Origin of the sequence: Bradyrhizobium sp. 26S5 (genome assembly GCF_036923295.1) — a bacterium.
Taxonomy (GTDB): Bacteria; Pseudomonadota; Alphaproteobacteria; order Rhizobiales; family Xanthobacteraceae; genus Bradyrhizobium; species Bradyrhizobium septentrionale.
In genome coordinates this window covers 321,474-344,074 of sequence record NZ_CP145948.1, presented here as the reverse complement: position 1 = coordinate 344,074, position 22,601 = coordinate 321,474, and the positions used below count along the sequence as shown (strand labels likewise).

Annotated in this window: 18 protein-coding genes and 1 pseudogene; 11 read left to right on the top strand and 8 right to left on the bottom strand. The window is 63.9% G+C overall.

Annotated features, from left to right (window positions below):
- Nucleotides 1-94 precede the first annotated feature (94 nt).
- Nucleotides 95-1,414 carry an ActS/PrrB/RegB family redox-sensitive histidine kinase gene (locus tag V5279_RS01585; RefSeq protein ID WP_338694496.1) on the top strand — a complete coding sequence of 440 codons (1,320 nt, stop codon included), beginning with the start codon at nucleotides 95-97 and terminating at the stop codon, nucleotides 1,412-1,414.
- Between the two features lie 119 nt (nucleotides 1,415-1,533).
- Nucleotides 1,534-2,088 (top strand): ActR/PrrA/RegA family redox response regulator transcription factor, encoded by a 555-nt coding sequence (locus V5279_RS01580; RefSeq protein WP_029079490.1) that lies wholly within the window; start codon nucleotides 1,534-1,536, stop codon nucleotides 2,086-2,088.
- Nucleotides 2,089-2,383: 295 nt separating this feature from the next.
- Here V5279_RS01580 and V5279_RS01575 read toward each other — a convergent pair whose 3' ends face one another.
- Entirely contained in the window at nucleotides 2,384-2,866 is a 483-nt protein-coding gene (locus V5279_RS01575) for an MmcB family DNA repair protein (RefSeq protein ID WP_338701780.1), read from the bottom strand.
- Nucleotides 2,867-3,014: 148 nt separating this feature from the next.
- On the opposite strand from V5279_RS01575, the gene V5279_RS01570 reads away from it, so the two are divergent.
- Nucleotides 3,015-4,133 carry a vWA domain-containing protein gene (locus V5279_RS01570; protein WP_338694494.1) on the top strand — a complete coding sequence of 373 codons (1,119 nt, stop codon included), beginning with the start codon at nucleotides 3,015-3,017 and terminating at the stop codon, nucleotides 4,131-4,133.
- A 227-nt stretch (nucleotides 4,134-4,360) separates the two neighbouring features.
- Here the strand turns inward: V5279_RS01570 and V5279_RS01565 are convergent, their stop codons facing one another.
- Nucleotides 4,361-5,971, bottom strand: coding sequence for an alpha-amylase family glycosyl hydrolase (locus tag V5279_RS01565; RefSeq protein WP_338694492.1), 1,611 nt, complete (start codon nucleotides 5,969-5,971; stop codon nucleotides 4,361-4,363).
- A gap of 101 nt (nucleotides 5,972-6,072) precedes the next feature.
- The gene (locus tag V5279_RS01560) at nucleotides 6,073-6,885 is read right to left on the bottom strand and encodes an RMD1 family protein (RefSeq protein WP_338694490.1); all 813 of its coding nucleotides are present in this window, start codon (nucleotides 6,883-6,885) and stop codon (nucleotides 6,073-6,075) included.
- A gap of 175 nt (nucleotides 6,886-7,060) precedes the next feature.
- Here V5279_RS01560 and V5279_RS01555 point away from each other — a divergent pair, with 175 nt between their 5' ends.
- Nucleotides 7,061-7,729: an MBL fold metallo-hydrolase gene (locus V5279_RS01555; RefSeq protein ID WP_166301189.1), complete on the top strand. Its 669-nt coding sequence runs from the start codon at nucleotides 7,061-7,063 to the stop codon at nucleotides 7,727-7,729.
- An 18-nt stretch (nucleotides 7,730-7,747) separates the two neighbouring features.
- Here the strand turns inward: V5279_RS01555 and V5279_RS01550 are convergent, their stop codons facing one another.
- Together V5279_RS01550 and V5279_RS01545 are read right to left on the bottom strand one after the other, a co-directional pair.
- Entirely contained in the window at nucleotides 7,748-8,929 is a 1,182-nt protein-coding gene (locus V5279_RS01550) for a PHB depolymerase family esterase (protein WP_338694487.1), read from the bottom strand.
- Between the two features lie 209 nt (nucleotides 8,930-9,138).
- Nucleotides 9,139-10,545 carry an MFS transporter gene (locus V5279_RS01545; protein WP_166301183.1) on the bottom strand — a complete coding sequence of 469 codons (1,407 nt, stop codon included), beginning with the start codon at nucleotides 10,543-10,545 and terminating at the stop codon, nucleotides 9,139-9,141.
- A gap of 192 nt (nucleotides 10,546-10,737) precedes the next feature.
- Here V5279_RS01545 and V5279_RS01540 point away from each other — a divergent pair, with 192 nt between their 5' ends.
- The 4 genes and pseudogenes from V5279_RS01540 to V5279_RS01525 all read left to right on the top strand — a co-directional run bounded on the left by V5279_RS01540 (nucleotide 10,738) and on the right by V5279_RS01525 (nucleotide 15,995).
- Nucleotides 10,738-11,709 carry a formylglycine-generating enzyme family protein gene (locus tag V5279_RS01540; RefSeq protein WP_338694484.1) on the top strand — a complete coding sequence of 324 codons (972 nt, stop codon included), beginning with the start codon at nucleotides 10,738-10,740 and terminating at the stop codon, nucleotides 11,707-11,709.
- Between the two features lie 211 nt (nucleotides 11,710-11,920).
- On the top strand, nucleotides 11,921-13,162 hold the full coding sequence (locus V5279_RS01535; protein WP_338694482.1) for an LLM class flavin-dependent oxidoreductase: 1,242 nt from the start codon (nucleotides 11,921-11,923) through the stop codon (nucleotides 13,160-13,162).
- 702 nt (nucleotides 13,163-13,864) lie between these two features.
- Nucleotides 13,865-14,631 (top strand): annotated as a pseudogene (locus V5279_RS01530) (IS5 family transposase).
- 461 nt (nucleotides 14,632-15,092) lie between these two features.
- On the top strand, nucleotides 15,093-15,995 hold the full coding sequence (locus V5279_RS01525) for a transglutaminase family protein (RefSeq protein ID WP_338694480.1): 903 nt from the start codon (nucleotides 15,093-15,095) through the stop codon (nucleotides 15,993-15,995).
- A 59-nt stretch (nucleotides 15,996-16,054) separates the two neighbouring features.
- Here the strand turns inward: V5279_RS01525 and V5279_RS01520 are convergent, their stop codons facing one another.
- A complete protein-coding gene (locus V5279_RS01520) occupies nucleotides 16,055-16,318 on the bottom strand; it encodes a GlsB/YeaQ/YmgE family stress response membrane protein (RefSeq protein WP_166307887.1) in 264 nt (87 codons plus the stop codon).
- A 380-nt stretch (nucleotides 16,319-16,698) separates the two neighbouring features.
- On the opposite strand from V5279_RS01520, the gene V5279_RS01515 reads away from it, so the two are divergent.
- On the top strand, nucleotides 16,699-17,325 hold the full coding sequence (locus tag V5279_RS01515) for an ion transporter (protein ID WP_338694477.1): 627 nt from the start codon (nucleotides 16,699-16,701) through the stop codon (nucleotides 17,323-17,325).
- 11 nt (nucleotides 17,326-17,336) lie between these two features.
- Here the strand turns inward: V5279_RS01515 and V5279_RS01510 are convergent, their stop codons facing one another.
- Together V5279_RS01510 and V5279_RS01505 are read right to left on the bottom strand one after the other, a co-directional pair.
- Nucleotides 17,337-18,356 carry an adenylate/guanylate cyclase domain-containing protein gene (locus V5279_RS01510; protein ID WP_338694475.1) on the bottom strand — a complete coding sequence of 340 codons (1,020 nt, stop codon included), beginning with the start codon at nucleotides 18,354-18,356 and terminating at the stop codon, nucleotides 17,337-17,339.
- 152 nt (nucleotides 18,357-18,508) lie between these two features.
- On the bottom strand, nucleotides 18,509-19,351 hold the full coding sequence (locus tag V5279_RS01505; RefSeq protein WP_338694473.1) for a glucose 1-dehydrogenase: 843 nt from the start codon (nucleotides 19,349-19,351) through the stop codon (nucleotides 18,509-18,511).
- Between the two features lie 178 nt (nucleotides 19,352-19,529).
- Between V5279_RS01505 and V5279_RS01500 the strand changes: the two genes are divergently transcribed.
- Entirely contained in the window at nucleotides 19,530-20,492 is a 963-nt protein-coding gene (locus tag V5279_RS01500) for a sensor histidine kinase (RefSeq protein WP_166301165.1), read from the top strand.
- Between the two features lie 213 nt (nucleotides 20,493-20,705).
- Nucleotides 20,706-22,478: a putative bifunctional diguanylate cyclase/phosphodiesterase gene (locus tag V5279_RS01495; RefSeq protein WP_338694470.1), complete on the top strand. Its 1,773-nt coding sequence runs from the start codon at nucleotides 20,706-20,708 to the stop codon at nucleotides 22,476-22,478.
- Nucleotides 22,479-22,601: the final 123 nt, after the last annotated feature.

The window sequence follows — 22,601 nt, the reverse complement described above, 5'->3', positions numbered from 1 at the left end:
TGAGCCATTGCGACAATAAGCGCAAGGCTTGCTCCGCACCGTTGCGCTAAGTCGCGAATTTGTGCGCCGCCCACGGCACAGCTAAGGTCCCGAGATGACCGACGTCGCTTCCGATTTCCGCCAGCCCCGCCGCTATGTCCGCCTCGATACGATCCTGCGGCTGCGCTGGCTCGCCGCGCTCGGCCAGCTGGTTGCGATCTTCATCGTGGCGCAGGGACTGGAATTCGACGTTCCGATCGTCCCCTGCGTCACCATCGTGACATTCTCGGCGCTGCTCAATCTGGCGCTGCAGATCGCGTTCAACCCGATGCAGCGGCTGGAGCCGGCCTATGCCGCGGCCCTGCTCGCCTTCAACATCGTCGAGCTCGGTGGGCTCCTGTACTTCACCGGCGGGCTGCAGAACCCGTTCTCGTTCCTGTTCCTGGCCCCGGTCCTGATCTCGGCCACGGTGCTGCCGATCCGGCTGACGATCGCGCTCGGCTGCCTTGCGGTCGCCTGTGCCTCGGCGCTGTTCTTCTACCATCTGCCATTGCCCTGGGATGGCGACGATCCGCTGGTGCTGCCGCCGATCTATCTGATCGGCGTCTGGCTCTCGATCCTGCTCGCGATCGGCGTCACCAGCCTTTACGCGTTCCAGGTGACCGAGGAAGCGCGCCAGCTCTCCGATGCGCTCGCCGCGACCGAACTGGTGCTGACGCGCGAGCAGCATCTGACCCAGCTCGACGGCCTCGCCGCAGCAGCAGCCCACGAGCTCGGTACGCCGCTGTCGACGATCTTCCTGATCTCGCGCGAGCTCGAGAAGACGGTGCATGACCCGGCCATCACCGGCGACCTGAAGACGGTGCGGGAACAGGCGCAGCGCTGCCGCGACATCCTGAGCAAGATCGCGCAACTCTCCTCGAGCGGCGCGCCGTTCGACACCATGAAGCTGTCGACCCTGATCGAGGAGGCGGTGGCACCGCATCGCGATTTTGGCATCAACATCAAGGTGCGGCTTGCTGTCGCAGCAACGAGTGAACCGGTCGCGGCACGCAATCCCGCGATCCTCTATGGCGTCGGAAACATTCTCGAAAATGCGGTCGATTTCGCGCACCAGACCGTCGAGGTGAACGCGTGGTGGAACGCTGAAACCATCGAGATCGTCGTTTCCGACGACGGCCCCGGCATCGCGCCTGATATGCTGAAGCGGATCGGCGAGCCGTATTTGTCACGCCGCCGGGGCGCAGATGAGGCCCAAAACGCCCGTGGAGGCTTGGGTCTGGGCGTTTTCATCGCAAGGACGCTGCTGGAACGGACCGGCGCCAAGGTGTCGTTTACCAATCGCACCTTCCCCGATCACGGCGCCGTGGTGCAGATCGTCTGGCCCCGCGAGCGCTTCGAGGAAGCCGCGCCTGGTGACGAAGACGCAGCTTAAGAACGATTCTTAACCGCAACTCTGGCATACCGGATGCAGCCGACGCGACTTTCGGCTGCCTTGGCAGCGCCGCAGTAGGAGCCCATATATTGGGGGTCTGCCACAGGGAAAAATGGACCGTGAACGCCATCACTGAACTGAATGACCATGCTGACCGCTCGCTCCTCATCGTCGAGGACGACAAGCCGTTCCTGGAGCGCCTGTCGCGCGCGATGGAGACGCGCGGCTTTGCGGTGAAGTCATGCGACACGGTGTCTGATGGTCTCGCCGAGATCGGCCGCGCCGCGCCCGCTTTCGCGGTCGTCGACCTCAGGCTTGGCGACGGCAACGGCCTCGACGTCGTCTCGGCGTTGAAGCGCAAGCGGCCGGACGCGCGCGCGATCGTGCTGACCGGCTACGGCAACATCGCCACCGCCGTCACCGCGGTGAAGATGGGCGCCGTCGATTATCTGTCGAAGCCCGCCGACGCCGATGACGTCGTCGCAGCCCTGCTCGCCACCGGCACCGAGAAATCCGAGCTGCCGGCCAATCCGATGTCGGCGGACCGGGTGCGCTGGGAACACATCCAGCGCATCTACGAGATGTGCAACCGCAACGTCTCGGAGACCGCACGCCGCCTCAACATGCACCGCCGGACGCTGCAGCGGATCCTCGCCAAGCGCGCACCGCGCTAAGCGGTTGCTTCACATGCTTTCGCGATGGCCGGGCTCGTCCCGGCCATTTGCTTTTGTAGTGTGGGTAGAGCGAAGCGAAACCCACCAACTCCGCGCCGCGGGGACAAGCGATGGGTTTCGCTTCGCTCTACCCAATCCAGTAAGCTTCGCCGATTGCCGAGGTTTATCACCGTCACCCTGAGGAGCGCGCTCTGCGCGCGTCTCGAAGGGTCGACGGCCACCAGCCGGGCCGATTCATCCTTCGAGGCTCGCTCCGCTCGCGCCTCAGGATGACGGATTAAGATCGTACTCGTCCCTAAAACTCATGCCCCTGCGGATCGACCAGCCGGTTGATGCGCTGCGCCGCGGCCATGGCAAAGCGCACCGTCATCGCCTTGCGCGTGGCGGCCGGCAGGCGGTGCTCCGGCGCCTCGCAATGCAGATGCGCGCCGTAGGCGTCGGCGATGATCAGGCCGGTGTCCACGGGGAAGATCTCGCACGGCAGATCCTGCGTGAAGGCGAAGAACAGCCGGTCGCAATGCATCCGGTAATCCTGCCATTTCTGATCGGCGCGCAAATCCTCGACCGACGACTTGATCTCGACGATCCAGATCTCACCGCGCTCGTTCAGCGCGACCAGATCGGCGCGGCGGCCGGACGGCAGCGGCAATTCGCTGATGCAGGAAAATCCCAGCGATCTCAGAAGCCTCGCCGTGCCGCGCGCGATCGCAAGCGCGGTGTCCGACTGGCGTCGGTCGAGCGCGGGCACAAGCGCGATCTGGCGGGCGGGCGAGTCCATCTGCCGAGAGTAGCCGATTCCACCGGCCGGCGGCAGCGCCGGAATCGGCCGCAAATTCGCACCCAGGCCGCCGCGATTTCGGCCTCAAGCCACCGCGAAGCCGATGGAACCTTGGTTCCGAGGGACGAAACCACTGGAGGAGAGACCCATGCGGTCACGCATCTCGCTTCGCTCGCTCGTCTTCGCTCTCGCAACCCTTCCGCTGTCCGCCGGACTGTCCTCGGCCATCGCCAAGCCGGTGGTCGAGGTCGCCTTCGTGCTCGATACCACCGGCTCGATGGGCGGATTGATCGAGGGTGCCAAGCGCAAGATCTGGTCGATCGCCACTGCGATCGTCGATTCCAATCCCGATGCCGACATCCGGATGGGCCTGATCGCCTATCGCGACATCGGCGATGAGTATGTGACCAGGAAGGTCGAGCTGACGCGCGACATCCAGGATCTCTACGCCAATCTGCTGGAATTGAAGGCGCGCGGCGGCGGCGACTGGCCGGAGAGCGTCAACGAGGCGCTCGACGTCGCCGTCAACAAGATGCAGTGGACGCAAGGCCGCGACAGCACCCGCATCGTGTTCCTGGTCGGCGACGCCCCGCCGCACATGGACTATGCACAGGACACCAAATACCCGGTCACGCTCGCGGTCGCCAAGCAGCGCGACATCATCGTCAACGCCGTGCTCGCCGGCAACGCGCAGGACACCGAGCGGGTGTGGCGCGATATCGCGCAGAACGGCAATGGCGAATTCATCACGATCCCGCAGGATGGCGGCCAGATCGTCACCATCGAGACGCCATTCGACGAGGACATCATCATCCTGCAGCGCGAGATCAACGGCACTGTGATACCCTACGGCCCGCGCGCGCTGCAGAAGCGTACCGAATCCAAGACCCAGCAGCTGTCGAGCGTCGCCGCAGCTTCGCCGGCGCGCGCCTCGGAGATGGCGAGCTTCATCAACAAGCGGTCGAAGGCGACCTCGGAGGCGGTCACCGGCGATGGCGACCTGGTCGCCGACGTCGCGGCCGGCCGCAACGATGTGGCGAAGGTCAAGGAGGAGGAGCTGCCCGACAATCTCCGCGCCATGAAACCCGAAGCGCGCAGCGCCGAGATCGACAAGCAGATCACCCAGCGCAAGGCGCTCAACGAGAAGCTCGCCGCGCTGGTCGCCAAGCGCGACAAATACGTCGCCGAGCACCGCAAGAGCGCGCCGAAGGCGTCATCGTTCGATCGCGTGGTCGAGGACACGTTGAAGGCGCAGATCAAGCGGTAGGGCTGGCCATACTCTATCCATTCCCTCCCCCGCTTGCGGGGGAGGGAATGGGTGGGGGCTTTCGCCGCGGTGGGAGCGGCGATTGTTTAGGAGGAATATTTCGCGCCCGCGAAGCCAACCGAAGTGTTCGCGATCGACCGTCGAGAGCCCCGTTGCGGAGCGACCCCCACCCCACCCTCCCCCGCAAGCGGGAGAGGGAGCCAGCGAGTGTGCTCACCTCACGAAGGCTACGCGAGATCCAACGGCAACCCGAGGATCACGCCTTCATTCGCCCGCAGCTCGAGCACGCCGTCGACCTTCTCGCCCTGCCGGTCCATCAAGGTCGACAGCAAAACCTCGTTGTTGAAGCCGATCGCGCTTGAGGAGATCGACGCGGGCACGGCGCCGAAATTCAGCGCGATCACGGCCACGCGCTCCGCGCTGCGCCGCCGGTAGAGCAGGACATCGCCCTGCGCCGCCGCTGGCTCATAGCTGCCATGGACGAGCTGCGGCAGCGTTCGCCGCAATCCGATCAGCGCCTTGTAGAGGTTGAGGATCGACGCCGGCTCCGCCTCGAGGCTTGCGACATTGTCGCGCGCGAAATCCTGCGCGAGCGGCAGCCAGGGCCTCGCCGTCGAGAAGCCGGCATGGCGTTCGGCGTTCCACTGCATCGGCGTGCGGCAGCCGTCGCGGCCGACGCCGATGTCAGGCACGTTCTTCTCGAAGGGATCACGCACCTGATCCGGCGCGATCGCAACCTGGCGCATGCCGATCTCGTCGCCGTAATAGAGCGTCGGCGTGCCGCGCAAGGTCAGCAGCAGCATCGCCGCGACCGGGGCCTGCGCCGGTCCCACCCGGCTCGCCACCCGCGGCCGGTCGTGATTGCCGAGCACCCAGTTCGGCCACGCGCCCGGCGGCAGCGCCTTCTCGTAATCGGCGATGATCTGCTCGACCGAGCGCGCGCTCCACAAGGTCGACAGCAGTGCGAAATTGAACGGCATCTGCGCGCCGCGCAGATCGTTGCCGTAATAGGCGACCAGCCGGTGCAGCGGCAGATAGATCTCGCCGATCAGCACGCGATTGTCGAACTCATCGGTAACGCGGCGCATCTCGGTGATAACCGCGTGCACCTCGGGCTGATCGGTCGAATACTGCGTCAGCAGTTTCTCGTGCGGCGGCCGGCCCTCGCGATAATGCGGGTTCGGCGGGTTGTCGCGGAATTCGGCGTCCTTGATCAGGTGCCAGATCACGTCGACACGAAAGCCGTCGACGCCCTTGCGCAGCCAGAAGCGCATCACGTCGTAGATCGCGTCCCTGACCTCGCGATTGCGCCAATTGAGATCGGGCTGCTGGGCGAGGAAGGCGTGGTAGTAATATTGGCTAGAGGCCTCGTCATACGCCCAGGCGCTGCCGCCGAACTCCGACAGCCAGTTGTTGGGCACGCCGCCATCCGGCGCCGGATCGCGCCAGATGTACCAGTCGCGCTTCGGATTATCGCGCGAGCTCTTCGCCTCGATGAACCAGGGATGCTGGTCGGAGGTGTGGTTGGGCACCAAATCGAGGATCAGCTTGAGGCCGCAATCGTGCGCGGCCGCGACCAGCGCGTCGAAATCCTCGATGCTGCCGAACAGCGGGTCGATGCCGGTGTAGTCGGAGATGTCGTAGCCGAAATCGGCCATCGGCGACGGGAAGACCGGCGACAGCCAGATCGCGTCGACGCCAAGCCGGGTCAGGTAGGGCAGCCGCGCGATGATCCCCCTGAGATCGCCGACGCCATCGCCGTCGCTATCCCCGAACGAGCGCGGATAGATCTGATAGAAAATGCCGCGTCGCCACCAGTCCCTGTGGTCCTGACCCATCCCGGCCCCCCTCGCTCGTGGTCCGGCCCCGTGTCCCCGGGGCCGCCCATCGGTTCAGGGATGACGCACAATTCAGTACGGAAAAATGGCGCTGCAGCGCGTCAGTGCCGGGCGACGGCGAGCTGATAGATCGTGATCAGCACCTCGAACAGGATCAGGAAGACGATGATCAGCTCCAGCCGCAGCGAGCGGCTGGTATCGATGATATCGGTCAGCACCTGCGCGGTCTCGGCAACCACCGCAAGCTTGCGGTTGAGCGATTCCGCCCGCTCCTTCAGTTCATACTCGTCCTCGAGCCGGGCATAGAGCCGCTCGAGCTGCGGCTTGTCCCAGAGGATGTCGGGCTTCTCCGACACTTCGACCGGTCCGGCCACGCGATGCCGCACCAACAGCGCGTTGCCGATGTGCTTGAGGATCGCGACACGGCCGCGATGGACCCGCCCGCCCTTGGCGAGCTCGCGCGCCAACGGCTCGGTCGTGTCGAAGACGGCCCGGACCTCGCGCTCATGCCGCGCCAGCACCACGCTCTTGGCCAGCGCCTCGCCGACCAGGATCAGCCGCTCCGGCGACAGGCTTTGCAGATAGATCGGGCCGCCCGGCGGAATCTGATCCTCCTTCTCCGCGGCGAGCTCGATGATCGCAATCTCCTCCTCGCGCCGCGTGAAGGGGCCGGTCATGCGCGACTGCAGGCTGCGCAGGAATTCATCCTCCTCCAGCGCATTGAGGCCGATCAGGACGACGACGCCGTAGCGGAACAGGATCGCCACACCATTGTCATTGACGCGAAATGCCAAGGGCGTGGTGGCCAGCACATCGCCACGTTCGAGGCCGGACGTGTTGATGCGGTCCGCGACGAAGAAGGCGCGGGCGGTGGTCCGGGGTCCGCCGAGCGGCGAGTTGGGAGCCTGGGTCATGGAGTTCCGGACGGCGAGGACTTAACTCATGCGCGAGAGCAGCCGCATACCGGCCTGCTCTCGATGTGTGCTGCTGAAGGCGACCTTATCACGGTCCATTTTGGGATCACACGCCGGAGCAGACGCATTTCCGGTGCGTGTTGACGGCGTTTCCCGGTAGCCTATGGTGCCCCCCATGACCGAGACAACCGAGACCAAACCGAAAGCCGGCGCGATCATCGTGCCGGTGACGCTGTTCGAGCAAAACTGCACCATCATCTGGCACGAGCCGACCAAGAAGGCCGTGGTGATCGACCCCGGCGGCGATGTGCCAAAGATCCAGGCCGCGATCAAGCAGACCGGCGTGACGGTCGAGAAGATCTGGCTGACCCACGGCCATATCGACCATGTCGGCGGCGCCGCAGACTTGCGCGATGCGCTGCAGGTCAAGATCGAGGGCCCGCACATCGCCGACAAATATCTGCTCGACAATGTGGTCTCGAGCGGCGAGCGCTTCGGCATCACCGGGGTGCGCAATTTCGGCCCGGATCGCTGGCTCGACGAGGGCGATCAGGTCTCGATTGGCGATCTCACCTTCGACATCCTGCACTGCCCCGGCCATTCGCCGGGCAGCGTGGTGTTCTTCAACAAGGAGCTGCGCTTCGCCCATGTCGGCGACGTGCTGTTTGCCGGCTCGGTCGGGCGCACCGACCTGCCCGGCGGCAGCCATCCGACGCTGATCCAGTCGATCAAGGAGAAGCTGCTGCCGCTCGGCGACGATGTCGGCTTCATCTGCGGCCACGGCGCGGGATCGAGCATCGGCCAGGAGCGGATGACGAACCCGTTCCTGACCGGCGAGATGTAGGCGCGAGGCGCGGATATCTCAGGGCTGTTTCATCAGCCCCGCAGCCGTCAGCGCCCGGGTGATGACGGCGCCGACGTCAACGCTCTTGCCGCTCCGCTTACGCGGCCGGTCGCTCTTGCGGCCGGATGCGACCTCGGGCGCTTCGGCAGGCACCGGTATCGTCATCGAGATCGTGTCGGCGCGTTCAAGCGGGATTCCGGTCGGCGCGATATGCGGCTGACGGACCTTGTCGGTCAGGCCGAAGAAGCTCGCGATGTGATAGGACGAGGAGATCCCGGCCTCGATCAGGAACGCGCCTTCCACGCCATAGCGCTCGTCATTGTCGGCGAGCCCGAGCGGCGTGCCATGCGCCATGTCGGTGATGCTGAAGTACTCGACCAGCGTCTCGCCATCGGCGTTCCACCAGACCTCGCGGGGATGACCGTCGACATCCGATTTCGACATCGCAGCCAACGGCAGGCCGTGCACGTCGAGCCACTGCCGGACGATCGCATCGGCATTGGCAGGACTGACGGTACGGTCGGCGCTGCCGTGCCACACCGAAATCTTCGGCCAGGCGCCGCTATGCGTGGACGCGTTGCGGACGAGACCGCCGAGCTCGGGCGCGGACAGCGCGCTCGCATGCATCATCGCATGCAGCGCCTCGCGCAGATCGGTGGCGACGCCGTACGGCAGGCCGGCGATGATGGCGCCGGCCGTGAACACTTCCGGATAGGCCGCGAGCATCACCGAGGCCATCGCGCCGCCGGCGGACAGCCCCGTCACATAGATGCGACGCGGGTCGATCTGATGCGCGCCGACCATATGCGCGATCATCTGCCGGATCGAACAGGCCTCGCCCTGTCCGCGCGCGATGTCTTGCGGATTGAACCAGTTGAAGCAGGTATTGCCGTTGTTGGCGGTCTGCTGCTCCGGCATCAGCAGCGCAAAGCCGTAATGCGCCGCCAGCGCCGACCAGCCGGCACCGAGATCGTAGGACGCGGCGGTCTGGCCGCAGCCATGCAGCACCACGACGAGCGCGGGTGACCGCGCCAGCTGCGCGGGCACGAACGAGAACATCTTGAGATCGCCGGGGTTGACGCCGAATTCGGTCGTCTCGACGAGCGCCGTCGGCACGGCCGGCGCGAGCGCGCCGAGACCGCTGAACGCGTTCATCTTCGGCAGATGACGCAAGAATTCGACGTTGTTGACCAAAGACAACAGCAACTCCTGAGGTGATTTATCCTTCTGGATCACCCGACCAGATAATTGCTGCAGTGCGAAATGAAAAGGCCGTGTGCTGTCTCTCCCTGGGGAAATGTGAGAATCGGCGTTAACGCGTGATCAGATGGTGAAGCGCGATGAATAGTTGCCGTAGCACCTTGTTTGAGCATGAACTTTTCGAAAGAAAGCGCCAAACCTTCGCGGATTCATGCTGTCGCGCGGCGCATCCATGACAGAAATGCGGCTGAAATAATGATCGACAGCACAAACAATGCGCATGCCGCAAACAGCGCCAGACGTGCTGATGTCGCGCTCTCGACGGCGAAGAAGACCGCACCGATCGCGGCGACGCCGGCCGCGTTGCCGATCTGCGTCGTCGTGCCGTACATGCCGGAGCCGGCACCGGCGCTTGCGGGCTTCACGCTCGACAGCACCGCACTCGACAGCGGCGCCATCACCAGCCCCTGACCGTAGCCGAAGATCATCAGCACCAGCGCGAGCAGCAGAGACGGTGGTGCGGCGAGCACCTGAACCGTCGCGACGAGCACGGCAAGTCCCACGATCTGCACGGCGCAGCCCTCGATCAGCACCAGCGTGCCGCGATGCTTGGCGCGCGCCCCGCTGTGACGCGAGGCAACGACGAAGGTCAGCGCCAGCGGCACGAACACCAGGCCGGCCTGCAACGGCGGAATCCGCAAGCCCTTCTGCATGAACATGGTCATGACCAGATAGAAGGAGAGATTTGCGAAGAAGAAGAAAAACACCGCGACCAGGCCGCGTATGAAAGCACCATCCGACAGCAGCGACAGATCGATCAGAGGCATGCCGCCACGGCGCGCGATGCTACGCTCGAGCCGTACGAAGGCCGCGATCACAGCGACGCCCGCCGCGATCACCAGCCACAGCCACGCCGTCCAGTTCAGATCGTGACCGAACAGCAGCGGGCCGATCAGGCATAGCAGGCCCACAAACAGCACGACCGCGCCGGGAATATCCAGCCGGGTGCCGGCGCGGCGCGGCGCGATCGGCATGATCTTCAGCGCGGCCGCGATGATGACAGCGCCGAACGGCACATTGACGAAGAACACCGCGCGCCAGCCGAGGCCCGCGAGATCGAGCGTCACCAGCGCGCCGCCGAGCGCGAATCCGGTCACGCCGGCAAGCCCCAGCACGATGCCGTAGATGCCGAAGGCCCGCGCGCGGGCAGCGTCGGAGAACAACAGATGCAGCGTCGCCAGCACCTGCGGCACCATCAGCGCTGCGGTTGCGCCCTGCGCGAGCCGGGCCAGAATCAGCTCCGGCCCGGATTGCGCGAGACCGCACCACAGCGACGTCGCCGAGAAGCCCGCGACGCCGGCGATGAACACGTCCCTCGCGCCGTATATATCGCCGAGCCGGCCGCCGGTGACCACCAGCGTGGCATAGGCGATCAGGTAGATCGCGATCACCGCCTCGATCTGCGCCGGCGTTGCATGCAGCTCGGCCGCAATCGTCGGGATCGCGACGTTGACGATGAAGGCATCGACGCCGAACATGAATTGCGCTGACACCACGATCGCCAGCACCCACCAGCGGCGGGAGGTCTCCGCCCGCGTCGCGACGATCTGGTGCATGCGCTGTCCTGCCCGAAATGAGGTTGCGGCCGACATCAGCAAATTTTGGTCATCCCTTCGATTACCTCCGAGGTAAGCAACCGTTCACGAGCGGTCGATCTGGCCGTGAACGCGATCGCATCTGGATGCGACCAAGCGGCATCGCTCTCGTTGCAGAGCCTTGGTGCAGAACCTTGGCGCAGAGGATTTGACATGTCTGTCTGCTTTCGGCTGCTGGCCCCGTCGGCCGCGGTCTCGCTCATTCTCGTCTCGTCGTGTTCGATCGCTCTCGCCAAGCCGTCGAAGGCGCGCGAACGCGCCACACCGGCCAAAGTGTCCAACCAGACGCCGCCCGCACCACCGCCGCGCCAATACTTTCCGGACAAACCGATTCAGCCGCTGACGCCGGAGATCGAGGCGCAGCTGCGGCCAATGGACAGCTTCAAGGAATGCACCAGCTGTCCCGAAATGGTGGTGGTGCCTGCGGGCTCGTTCATGATGGGGACGCCGGCCAATGAGCCTGATCGCTTCAAGGGCGAGGACCCGATCCATCGCGTGACCTTCGCAAAGCCGTTCGCAGTTGGCCGCTTCGCCATCAGCTTCGACGATTGGGACGCCTGCCTCGCCGATGGCGGCTGCGGCGGCATCAAGGGTGACGACAAGTTCGGCCGCGGCCGGCTGCCCGCGCAGGGCATCAGTTTCAATGCGGCCAAGCTCTATCTGGCCTGGCTGTCGAAGAAGGTCGGCCGCAGCTACCGGCTGCCGAGCGAATCCGAGCGCGAATATTTCACCCGCGCCGGCACCACGACGCCGTTCTGGTTCGGCAACACGATCACGGCGCAGAACGCCAATTATCAGGCGTCGACACCTTACGGTGGCGGCCCGCATGGGCCTGACAGCAAGGGACCTGCGGTGGTCGATTCCTATCCGCCCAATCCGTTCGGGCTCTACCAGGTGCACGGCAACGTGTTCGAATGGACTGAGGACTGCTTCAACAAGCGCTACAATGAGGACACGCCGACCGACGGCGCGCCCTGGCTCGAAGGCGATTGCAACAGACGCATGGCGCGCGGCGGGAGATGGGACTGGTCCGCCAACATGGTGCGCTCCGGCTATCGCGAGGACGGCCTCGTCGACGGCTACGGCTACAGCTTCCGCGTCGTGCGGACGCTGAACGTGCCCTAGACCCGCGGCCTGTTCCATTGCCGCCGGCCGCGTTGCATTGGCCGACGCCAATTTGCGTTGATGCGCTGGGAAACATTCCGGATGGCGGCAATCGCCGCCGATTTGCGCAACAACCATGCAGGCGCCGCAGCCCCGGAGCATTGCCTTGCCCGGGGCCACCCCGTAGGTTGGCGGAAAGCCCCCGATAACAATAGTCCGGAGAGAACGACCTATGGCGCGCCTCAAATTCGGAGCCTTCCTCGCCCCGCATCACCCGATCGGCGAGCATCCGATGCTGCAATTCCGCCGCGACCTCGATTTCGTCGAACAGCTCGACGCGCTCGGCTACGACGAATTCTGGTGCGGCGAGCACCATTCCTCGGGCTGGGAGACCATCGCCTCGCCGGAAATGTTTTTGGCCGCCGCCGGCGAGCGCACCAAGCGCATCAAGCTCGGCACCGGCGTGATCTCGCTGCCCTACCATCATCCCTTCAACGTCGCTCAGCGCATGGTGCAGCTCGACCACATGACCGGCGGCCGCGCCATCTTCGGCTCCGGCCCGGGCGCGCTGGCCTCCGACGCGCATACGCTCGGCATCGACCCGATGACCCAGCGCGACCGCCAGGACGAGGCGATCGCGGTGATCCGCCGCCTGTTCAACGGCGAGCGCGTCACCGCCAAGACCGACTGGTTCGAGATGCATGACGCCGCGCTGCAGATCCTGCCGCTGCAGGAGGACATGCCGTTCGTGGTCGCCTCGCAGATCTCGCCGTCGGGCATGACGCTCGCCGGCAAGTACGGCATCGGCATCATCTCGCTGGGCTCGATGTCGACCCAGGGTCTGATGGCGCTGCCACAGCAATGGCAGTTCGCCGAGGACGCCGCCGCCAAGGCCGGCACCACGGTGAGCCGCGCCAACTGGCGCGTGCTGCTGTCGTGGCACATCGCCGAGACCCGCGAACAGGCGCGGCGCGAGGCCGGCGCCGGGCTGATGCGCTGGCACAACGAGTATAACGTCGGCACCTTGATGCGGCCGGGCCTGACCGCGTTCGCCTCGCCGGATGAGGCGGTCGACAAGACCGCCTTCGTCGAGGGTGCCGCGTCCACCATCGGCACGCCGGATGATCTCGTGAAGATGATCAAGAACCTGGTCGATGTCTCCGGCGGCGTCGGCACCATCGTCGGCTTCGCCCACGACTGGGCCAATCCGGAAAACACCCGCCGCAGCTGGGACATGGTCGCCCGCTATGTCGTGCCCGAGATCAACGGCTATATCGACGGCTTGCGCAAGTCGCGCCAATTCCTGATCGACAACCGCGCCGTGTTCGAGCGCGCCGGCCAGGCGGTGATGGCCAAGATCATGCAGAACGACAAGGCCGCCGCGGCCCTTCAGCATACCGGCACCGGCCGCGTCGCGATCCCGGCCGTCAATGCGCCCGATCTCGCGAAAGCAGCGGCGAAGCAGAAGGTGTAAGGGCACGGGTTGACCCCGCGCGACGCGGGAAAGATTGGGCGTCCCGCCCTCCCCGCGTCGTCCTGGCGAAAGCCAGGACCCATAACCACAGGCGATAGTTGTGAAAGGGGTCGCGGCCCCAGCGTCGCGCAATAGCGAGCGGCTGGGTAATGGGTCCTGGCTTTCGCCAGGACGACGATGAGGATAGTTCTCGATTCATGATGTCAAACAGCCAAGTTCTCGGTGTCATCACCCGCGCATGCGGGTGATCCAGTATTCCAGAGACGTCAGTGCTTGAGCCGAGGGGCCGCGGCGTACTGGATCGCCCGGTCGAGCCGGCGATGACAGTGTGGGTAGGAACACAGCTTCGCGTTCTCGCGACATGAATTGCCCGAGCCTTGCTCTTTCGTTCCGCCCTCTCGTTGAACAGAGGGCGCAGGGAAAGCCGGGTGCCGATCGCACCCATGGGCCCCGAGCAAAGGGTAGTAAGCTCGGGGGTAGGACCACAGGTGTAACCGGAGCAATCCGGCTTTCCCTGCGCGATGGGTTACGGCTTACTTCGTGCTCTCCCCGGCGAGACTGGGCTTGCTTGTCACCGCCTTCGCATCACGCCTTCGCGTGTTGCGACGAGACACCTGCCGCTAGGTGGTGTGGACTCTAAGGATTCCCTTTTAGGAGCAAATCAGATTCAAGGCTGCTTTTGGGGAGGCCGCCTTGGGTGTGATGGACCGTTTGGTATTGAGCGACGCGGCGTGGGAGCGGATAGCGCCGCTGATCATAGGGCGCCCCGATCAGAAGGGCTCCACCGGGCGCGACAACCGGATGTTCGTGGAAGGTGTGCTGTGGATCGTGCGTACGGGGTCTCCCTGGCGCGATCTTCCGGAGGTGTTTGGGGACTGGAACAGCGTGTTCCGGCGCTTCAGTCGATGGAGCATCAAGGGTGTTTGGTGGCGGATCTTCGAGGCGATGTCCGATGATCCGGACTTCGAATATCTGATCGTCGATTCCACCATCGTTCGGGCGCATCAGCACGCCGCCGGCGCCAAAAAGGGGGGTCTGAAGATCAAGCGGAAGATCAAGCGATCGGCCGCTCGCGCGGCGGCCTGAGCACCAAGATACATATGGCCGTTCGAGGCTTGGGATGTCCGGTGCGGTTCAAGCTCACCGCAGGTCAGAAGGGCGATGCACCGCAAGCCGCCGCATTGATCGAAGGCTTATCCGCCGAGGTCGTCATGGCCGATACGGCCTATGACGCCGATCACTTGCGCCAAGCCATCGCCGCCAAAGGCGCGCTCGCCGTGATCCCCAACAACCCGTCACGTGCGCTCAAATATCCACTCGACAAGCATTTCTATGCCCAGCGTCATCTCGTCGAATGCTGCTTCTCAAAGCTCAAGCAGTTCCGCCGCGTTGCAACCCGCTTCGAAAAGACCGCCCGAAATTACCTGGCCGTCGTCACTCTCGCAGCCATCGTCTTATGGATGCGATAAGTGTCCACACCACCTAGGGCGTCAGGACCACACGACTTCACCGTCCGCGTTGCGCACGCTCGTCAGTCATACGCTCGGCGTCCACCGCATCCCACACCGCGTTCGTGACGATCGCGAAGCGCCCCTCGATCGGGTGAGACGGGCATATTGAACATCTGAGTTGGGTGAAACGCGAAGCGGAAATTTGCCCGTCGGGTTAATTTGTCGCAGCCGGATACCCTGGCGACGCTAGCCTATTTTGTCTTGTGACCCGGGGCGGCAGTTGACCGAACAATTGAACGAAACCAGGGGTACCGCCCGCGCACTCAGTTCCACGCAACGCGGCGTGTTGACCTAGATCAATATCGACTTGCGTTCTTCTGCATCAAGTTCGGTTAGCGGCGCATTCCACTGCTTCGGCCACGCGATAACCCGATCTTTGCTCTTCCTCGGCGCGACGGCCCAACCGGGAGAAGGCTCGTATGGCGATGCTTGGCGAAATAAGCCATACCACCACCTACCGATACGCTACGCCTGTCACCTTCGGTACCCATCGAGCTATGTTCCTACCGCGACGCGGCGCCTCCGCGCGGTTGCTGAGCTGGTCGGTAGAGACCAGCGTGCCCTCAACGATCCGCTGGGTTACCGACTCCCGGACCAACGCCGTAACGGTGATGGATTTCAGCGAGCCGTCCAGTGAACTCAAAATTGCGTTCCAGGTTCGGGGAGTATACTTCGGCGTAAAGGGAGTAGAGGCGTTTCCACTCGAGTCTCGGGCCGATGAGGTGCCCGTACAATACACCCCGGATGAGTGGACCGACCTCGCTGGCTATCTACGTCCTCATGCCGAGGATCCCGACGGCAGCGTGGCGGCATGGACCAAGAATTTCGTTGCAGGTGATCAGGATCAAACCATCGATGTTTTGCAGCGCATGCTCAGCTCGTTTCGCTCCTTCAGCTATTGCGCGAGGGATACTGAAGGGACGCAATCGCCTTCCGATACCCTCCACAAGCGATCTGGCACCTGCCGGGACTTTGCCTGGCTGATGATCGAGACCTTGCGTCGGCTCGGGTTCGCGGCGCGCTTCGTCAGCGGCTACCTCTACGATGCAGCCTTGGATGGCGGCGCCGTTGGCATGACCGGCTCCGGCGCAACGCATGCCTGGCTGCAGGTGTTTCTTCCCGGTGCCGGTTGGCTGGATTACGATCCGACCAACAGCATCAGTGCCGGATTTGATCTGATCCCGGTGGCGATCGCCCGCCATCCAGGCCAGGCGATCCCGCTGGCCGGTTCGTGGTTTGGCGATGCGAAAGACTATCTGGGGATGTCGATCGACGTCGCAGTCTGCAAGGTCGGTGAGTTCCGCGACCCTTCCGAGGGGTAGCGGCCGGCTGCGAGGCATTGATCGCCGGCCCGTATCGACGACCACCGATGGCCAATCAATCAAGCGCGCCCTTGGCGGCCCGTCACGAGGCCGTAAAGACACAGCAGAATGATTGCGCCGACAACAGCACCGATGAAGCCTGTGCTCTCCCCGGGCCCGTACCATCCAACGGCCTGGCCAAGGTAGGTCGCGACGAACGCGCCGACAATTCCCAGAACGGCCGTGAGGATGAAGCCCCTGGGCTCCGACTTGTCGCCAGGCATGATGAACTTGGCGATCACTCCGACAATAAAACCAATAATAATCGTCCAGATAACGCTCATGGATTTACCCCGCAGCTTCAGCAACAGACTGTCGGAATTGACCGGCGCCAGTTTTTCCCGCGTTGATCTACATCAAGCTTGGTCATTTGGAGTGGCCACAGGAAAGTTGGGCAAGGTGCCGGGCGGCCGGCAGGTTCGACCACGAACATCACTGCAAACGCAGGATCGTCATAGCCTGTGGAGGCGACAAGCGTGTCAGCACTGGGAGCGCAGGCTGAGGGCTCTCCTCGAACGCCGCTTTCTCGATTTCGGACTGCAATGCGCCACCTGTATTGTGGACGCAGCGCCAATTCGCGTCTCTTTCTCTATGCGCTCCTGGTCTTTGATTTGGTCTCACTTCTGTTCATCATCGCACATCGTTCCTGCCGCGCAGCGAATTGGTGCGGGGCCTCGATGTTACTTTTGGTGTCGCCTTTCTCATCGAGTTGATTTTGCGCATGGCAGGAAGTCGTCGGGTGGGCCGCGAACTGCTCAGCATCACGACCTGGACCGACGTCGCTGCGATTGTATCCTTGCTGGCAGCAACAGCGAGCGAAGCCGCCGGCTTCTTGCGCGTACTCCGCACGTTTCGGCTGTTGCGAACGTACCGGGTGGTACAATTCCTCCGTGAGGACAGCGTCTTCTTTCGTCGCAACGAAGAACTTTTGATCGCAATCATCAATTTGTCCGTCTTCGTTTTCATTATGACGGGCGTGGTTTACGAAACGCAACGAGGCGTGAACCCCGGCATCAAGAACTACGCAGACGCACTTTATTTCACGATTACCGCGCTCACGACCACGGGCTTTGGCGATATCACTTTACCGGGAACGCCGGGTCGCATGATTACGGTCGTGATCATGATCTTCGGCGTCACGCTCTTCCTGAATCTGGCAAAGGTATTGTTCAGCCCAAGCAAGGTGCGGTTCAGATGCCCTTCCTGCGGCCTTCTTCGTCACGACATCGATGCCGTCCACTGCAAGGCGTGCGGCACCGTGCTGAATATTCCCGACGAGGGCGCCGTTTAGGAGGCGAAAGGCTATGCCGCCGCGCCGATCCCGACGACGTCGATGCCGTCGACGCGGCCGCGGATCGGGAGCCGGCCGAGATCGTGCACGGGAAACGGCGGCGCGGCGGCGAAGCGCGCCATCGCGGTGCGCGAGGCGAGAAAGCCGCCATCGACCTTGCGGCTCAACTCCTCCAGCCGCGCCGCGGTGTTCATGACGTCGCCGTTGAACACGATGGCCGGCTTGACGTCGCCGATCTCGCCAACGATCACGGGTCCGAAATGCAGGCTGCCGCGGACCTGCGGCGCTGCGCCGAACTCGCGCTCGAATTGTGACGCCGCCTTTTGCAGCGCGGCGCGCATCGCCACAAAACAGCGCAGCGGCCGGCAATCGACCGCGCCAAGGCGTTCCGGCCAGGTCACGATGATCTCGTCGCCGACATAGTTCAGCACCTCGCCGCGATAATCGACGACCGATCCCGTGAGCAGGCGAAAGGTGCGATCGAGAAAACGATGAATGCCGATGCCGCCGAGCCGCTCGGCAAGCCCGGTCGAGCCTGCGATATCGACGAACAGCACGAAGCGGTTCTCCTCGACCGGGGAGTGGTAGCGGCCGGAGACGAAATTCATGAAGACGCGCGGACCGATCAGATTGGCGATGCTGAAGCCGAGGTTCAGGAGCACCGAGACTGCGGCGGAATAGGCGATGCTGACTCCAAAATCCGCGATCGAGGTTTGCAGCGGAAACCCGGCAACCCGCTCACCGACCTGGAGCAATTGAATGACGATGATGATCCCGGCGTAGATCGCGCTGCGTACAGCAAGAAGTCCAATGAAGGACAGGCGATTGAGTCGCTCCATCATTGGGCCCCGAAGGATGAACAGTTCGACCCCTCCGATCGCCACGCAGGTGACGAGGGCATAAGCGAAGCCCGCCATCAGCGGCCCAATTGTGTGACGGCCTTGCACGAGATTGATTCCGATGCTCGCCACCGCGCCCGCGACAATGATCGCGGCGAGATAGCGCAGCCGGCTTTCAAGCTTCGCGTTCATGCGAAACATGGCCAACAGGAGATCGCAATTGCGTATGCCATCGTGTGCTCTTCCCGCGTCATTGCGAGGAACGAAGCGACGAAGCAATCCATTCCTCAGCTAGCGGCACCATGGATTGCTTCGCTCCGCTCGCAATGACGGAACCTACCGAACTATCCCGCCCCCTGATCGAACGCCTTGCGCAGCGTGACGTAGCCTGCCTGCTGCTGGCTCCAGTTGCGGCCGCCGGTGATGGCGCCGTCGACGACGAGGTCATGGCCGTTGATGAAGCTCGATTCGTCGCTGGCCAGAAACACCGCGGCATGCGCGATGTCGTCGGGCAGGCCCGCGCGCGGGATCGGCTGCGCTGCCTTGTAGACCTCGCGCATCACAGCCGCGGTCTGCTCGGCGGCTTCGGTCGACAGGCCGAGCGCCTTGCCGAAAATGCCGGTGGCGATCGCCCCGGGCGAGATCGAGTTGACGCGGATGCCGGACTCGCCGAGCTCCATCGCCACGCATTTGGTGAAATGAATGACCGCGGCCTTCGCCGCGCCGTAGAGCATCGACGAGGAGAAGCCGGCGAGCCGTCCGGCGATGCTGCCATTGTTGATGATGCTGCCGGAACCCTGTTTGCGCATGACGGGCGCGACGTGCTTCATGCCCAGCATGACGCTGCGCACCAGGGTGGCCATCGCCGCGTCGAACCGCTCGACGTCGAGGCCCTCGATGCCGCCAGTCTGCGCCGGGCCGCCGGCATTGTTGAACAGGCAGTCGATCCGGCCGAATTTCTCGACCGCCAACGCGATCAGCGCCTGCATCTGTTCCTCGACCGTGACGTCGGTCTGACGAAACACGCAGGCACCGCCGAGCTGTCGCGCCAGCGCCTCGCCTTCCGGCGCGCGGCGGCCGGCGATCACGATCTTCGCGCCTTCCGCGACAAAGACTTCCGCCGTGCGCAACCCGATGCCGCTGGTCGCCCCGGTAATCACCGCGACCTTGCCGTCCAGCCGTCCCATGCCGATCCCCCAACTGACGTATGATGTTGCAGATATTCCCCAGCCACTTCGGACAACGCAAGCACAGCCACGCTTCCGGGTTTGTGAGGTCCGCCTGTGGCCAGAAGGCCACAACTGCGGTTTTTCGGTCGCAGCGGCCTTATTTTGGGTCGCCTGTTCACGTGAACTGGAACGAGCGATGGCGAAGTGGATCGACGAATTCAGGGCGGGTTGGCGGGGCGATTCCCAGCCGTCGACGCTGCTTGCGGGCACCTTCGCGGTGCTTTGTCTCGTTTTGGCCACGGCCGCGCGCTTCGGGCTCGCCCAGATCAGGCCGGACGTGTTCTTCACGCCTTATTTCCCGGCGGTGTTCTTTGCGACCGCCCTGGGCGGTTTCCGGATCGGGATTGCGACCGCGCTGGCCAGCGGCTTGCTCGGCGTTGTCCTCAATTTCAGCGGCGCGACCGCCGATCCGGCGCGCTTTGCGTTGCTGATGATCTTCTGGGTGGTGTGCGGCATCGCGATCTGGGGCGTCGAGCACTACCGTTCCCTGGTCGCGCAGCAGCGCGAGGTCTCGAAGCAACTGATCGAGGAGGAACAGTACCGCAAGATCGTGGTCGACGAATTGCAGCACCGGCTGAAGAACAAGTCCTCGACCATTCACGCCGTGCTGCACCAGGCGCTGCAGGACCGGCCCGAGGTCTGGCAGCGCATCGACCATCGCATCCGCGCGCTCTCGGCAACCGACGATCTGATCGCGCGGGTCGACGGCTATGGTTGCGATATCAAGGATTTGCTGCGCTCGGAGCTCGGGCCTTACGGCCATGTGCGGTTCAATCTGAACGGCGAGCAGCTGTTCCTGCCCGCCAAGCTCGCGGTCTCGCTGGCGCTAATCTTCCACGAGCTCGCAACCAACGCAGGAAAGTATGGCGCCTTCTCCTCGCCGCGCGGGTTTCTGCAGGTATCGTGGTCGGTGGACGATGGACGTCTCAACGTGATCTGGGACGAAACCGAGGGACCCGTGGTCGAGGCGATCGGCGAAGCCGGCTTCGGCACCAAGCTGCTGAAGTCGGCACTGCGGCCGTTCGACGGTAAGACCGAGATCAGTTACCTGAAGACCGGTGTTCACTGCACGATGCAGTGCAAGTTGCCCAACTGTTGAAAAGTAGGCTTTCCGGCACACGCGCATTTTTTGCTCGTGCCGATGCAACCGCGCGGTCCGCAATCGCTTTCGCTGGCGGTCGAAGCCGCCATTGATACTCTATTAATGACGATTGCCGCGACGGCTTGCGAAAGCCGCCGCGGTCTCATTCTGTCACGGCATTTCGCAAGTCCGCTTAACCAAAACTACAACGGACTTTGCCAAGGTCGGCACATGCACAGTTTCACCAGGAACGATTTTCAGGCGGGCGCGGCAGCGACAGGCCAGGACGACATTTCCAACAATGAATTGCGCATCCTGCGCGATCTCCTCCAGCTGTTGCCGGCGGGCGTGACCGTCCAGGACGAGCACGGCCAGTTCATCCTGGTGAACGAAGCCGCCGCAACCCAGTTGCAGCTCGCCGCCAGCGCGAACCAGACCTCGCCGGTTGAAGAACGCCACGCCGCCAATCTGGACCTGCTGCGCAGCGGCCGCCCGGTGGTACTCGAGGAAGTCCTTTCCTGCGGCGCCTCCAAATACGTGTTCCTCACCTCGCACCGGCCGGTCCAGATCGCCGGACGCAATCTCCTGATCTCGACCTCGACCGACATCAGCGAGCAGAAGGCCTTCGAGGACCAGCTGTTCCGCTCGGCCTATTACGATGAACTCACCGGCCTGCCGACCCGCCGGGTGATCGAGCATCGCGTCAACGGCCTGATCCGCGACTCCTCGCAGAGCGATTTCGCGCTCGCCTTCCTCGATGTCGACAACTTCAAGCACATCAACGATTATTACGGCCACGCGATCGGCGATGCGCTGCTGGTCGAACTGTCCAAGCGGCTCGGCCACGCGCTGCGCGCCACCGATATCCTGTCGCGCATCTCCGGCGACGAATTCCTGCTGCTGCTGAACCCGATCAGCGGCAATGACGAGGTTGCCGAATTCATCGATGTCATGCAGGAGCGGCTGAAGGCGCCGTTCTTCATCGAGGAATCCGAGATCTTCGCCTCGACCTCGATCGGCGTCAGCCTCTACCCGATGCATGGCGGGAGCTACGAGGCGCTGCGCCAGAATGCCGACATCGCGATGTACCGCGTCAAGAACAACGGCAAGGGCGCGACCGCGTTCTTCGACAACAGCATGGAGCGCGAGGCGCTGGCGCGGATGAAGATCGAGCAGTCGCTGCGGCTGGCGATCCTGGAGAAGCGCTTCTGCTGCGCATTCCAGCCCAAGGTCGATATCCGCAGCCTGGAGGTCCAGGGCATCGAGGCGCTGGTACGGCTGCGCGACGACGAGGGCGTGATCCAGGCGCCGGGCACCTTCATCAATCTCGCCGTCGAGCTCGGACTGATCGACGAGCTGACGTTCCTGGTGCTGGCGGAGATCGTCAAGTCGATCGACCTGATCAACGACACGTTCGGTCCCACCGCGACGATCAGCATCAACGTCGCCGCCAAGCAGGCCTCCAACGTCGAATTCATGCGCCGCTTCGCACGCGCGATCGAGGAGACCGGCTTCCCGAAACGCTTCATGATCGAGGTGACCGAGGACGCGTTCGTGACCCGGTCGCATTTCCAGGACCAGATCCTGCCGATCCTGCGCGGCATCGGCGTCGGCATCTCGATCGACGATTTCGGCATCGGCTATTCGTCGCTGTCGGCGCTGGCTGATATCACCGCCGACGAGATCAAGATCGACCGCTCCTTCATCACCGACATCCATCAACGGCCGCGCAGTCAGGGCATCCTGCGCGCGATCGAATCGCTGAGCGATGCGCTCGGCATGACCGTGATCGCCGAGGGCATCGAGTCCTACGAGGAGCTCACCTATCTGCAGGCGGCGACCAAGATCCGCTATGCCCAGGGCTATTACTTCGCCAAGCCGATTTTCCTCGAGGATCTCAAGCCGGCGACACCCGTCGCCAGCGAGACTCGCGCCAGCATGTCAGCGCGCCCGTCGCAGGAGAACCGCCAGTCCTATTCGCGCGCCAGCGGTTTTCGGCGGTAGGGCGAGTCAGAGGGCAACCGCGAGGGGACTGCACTCCCTCTCCCGCTTGCGGGGGAGGGTCGGGGTGGGGGTCTACCCGCGAGTCGTTCCATGGAGAGAGCCCCCACCCGCATCGCATCTTCG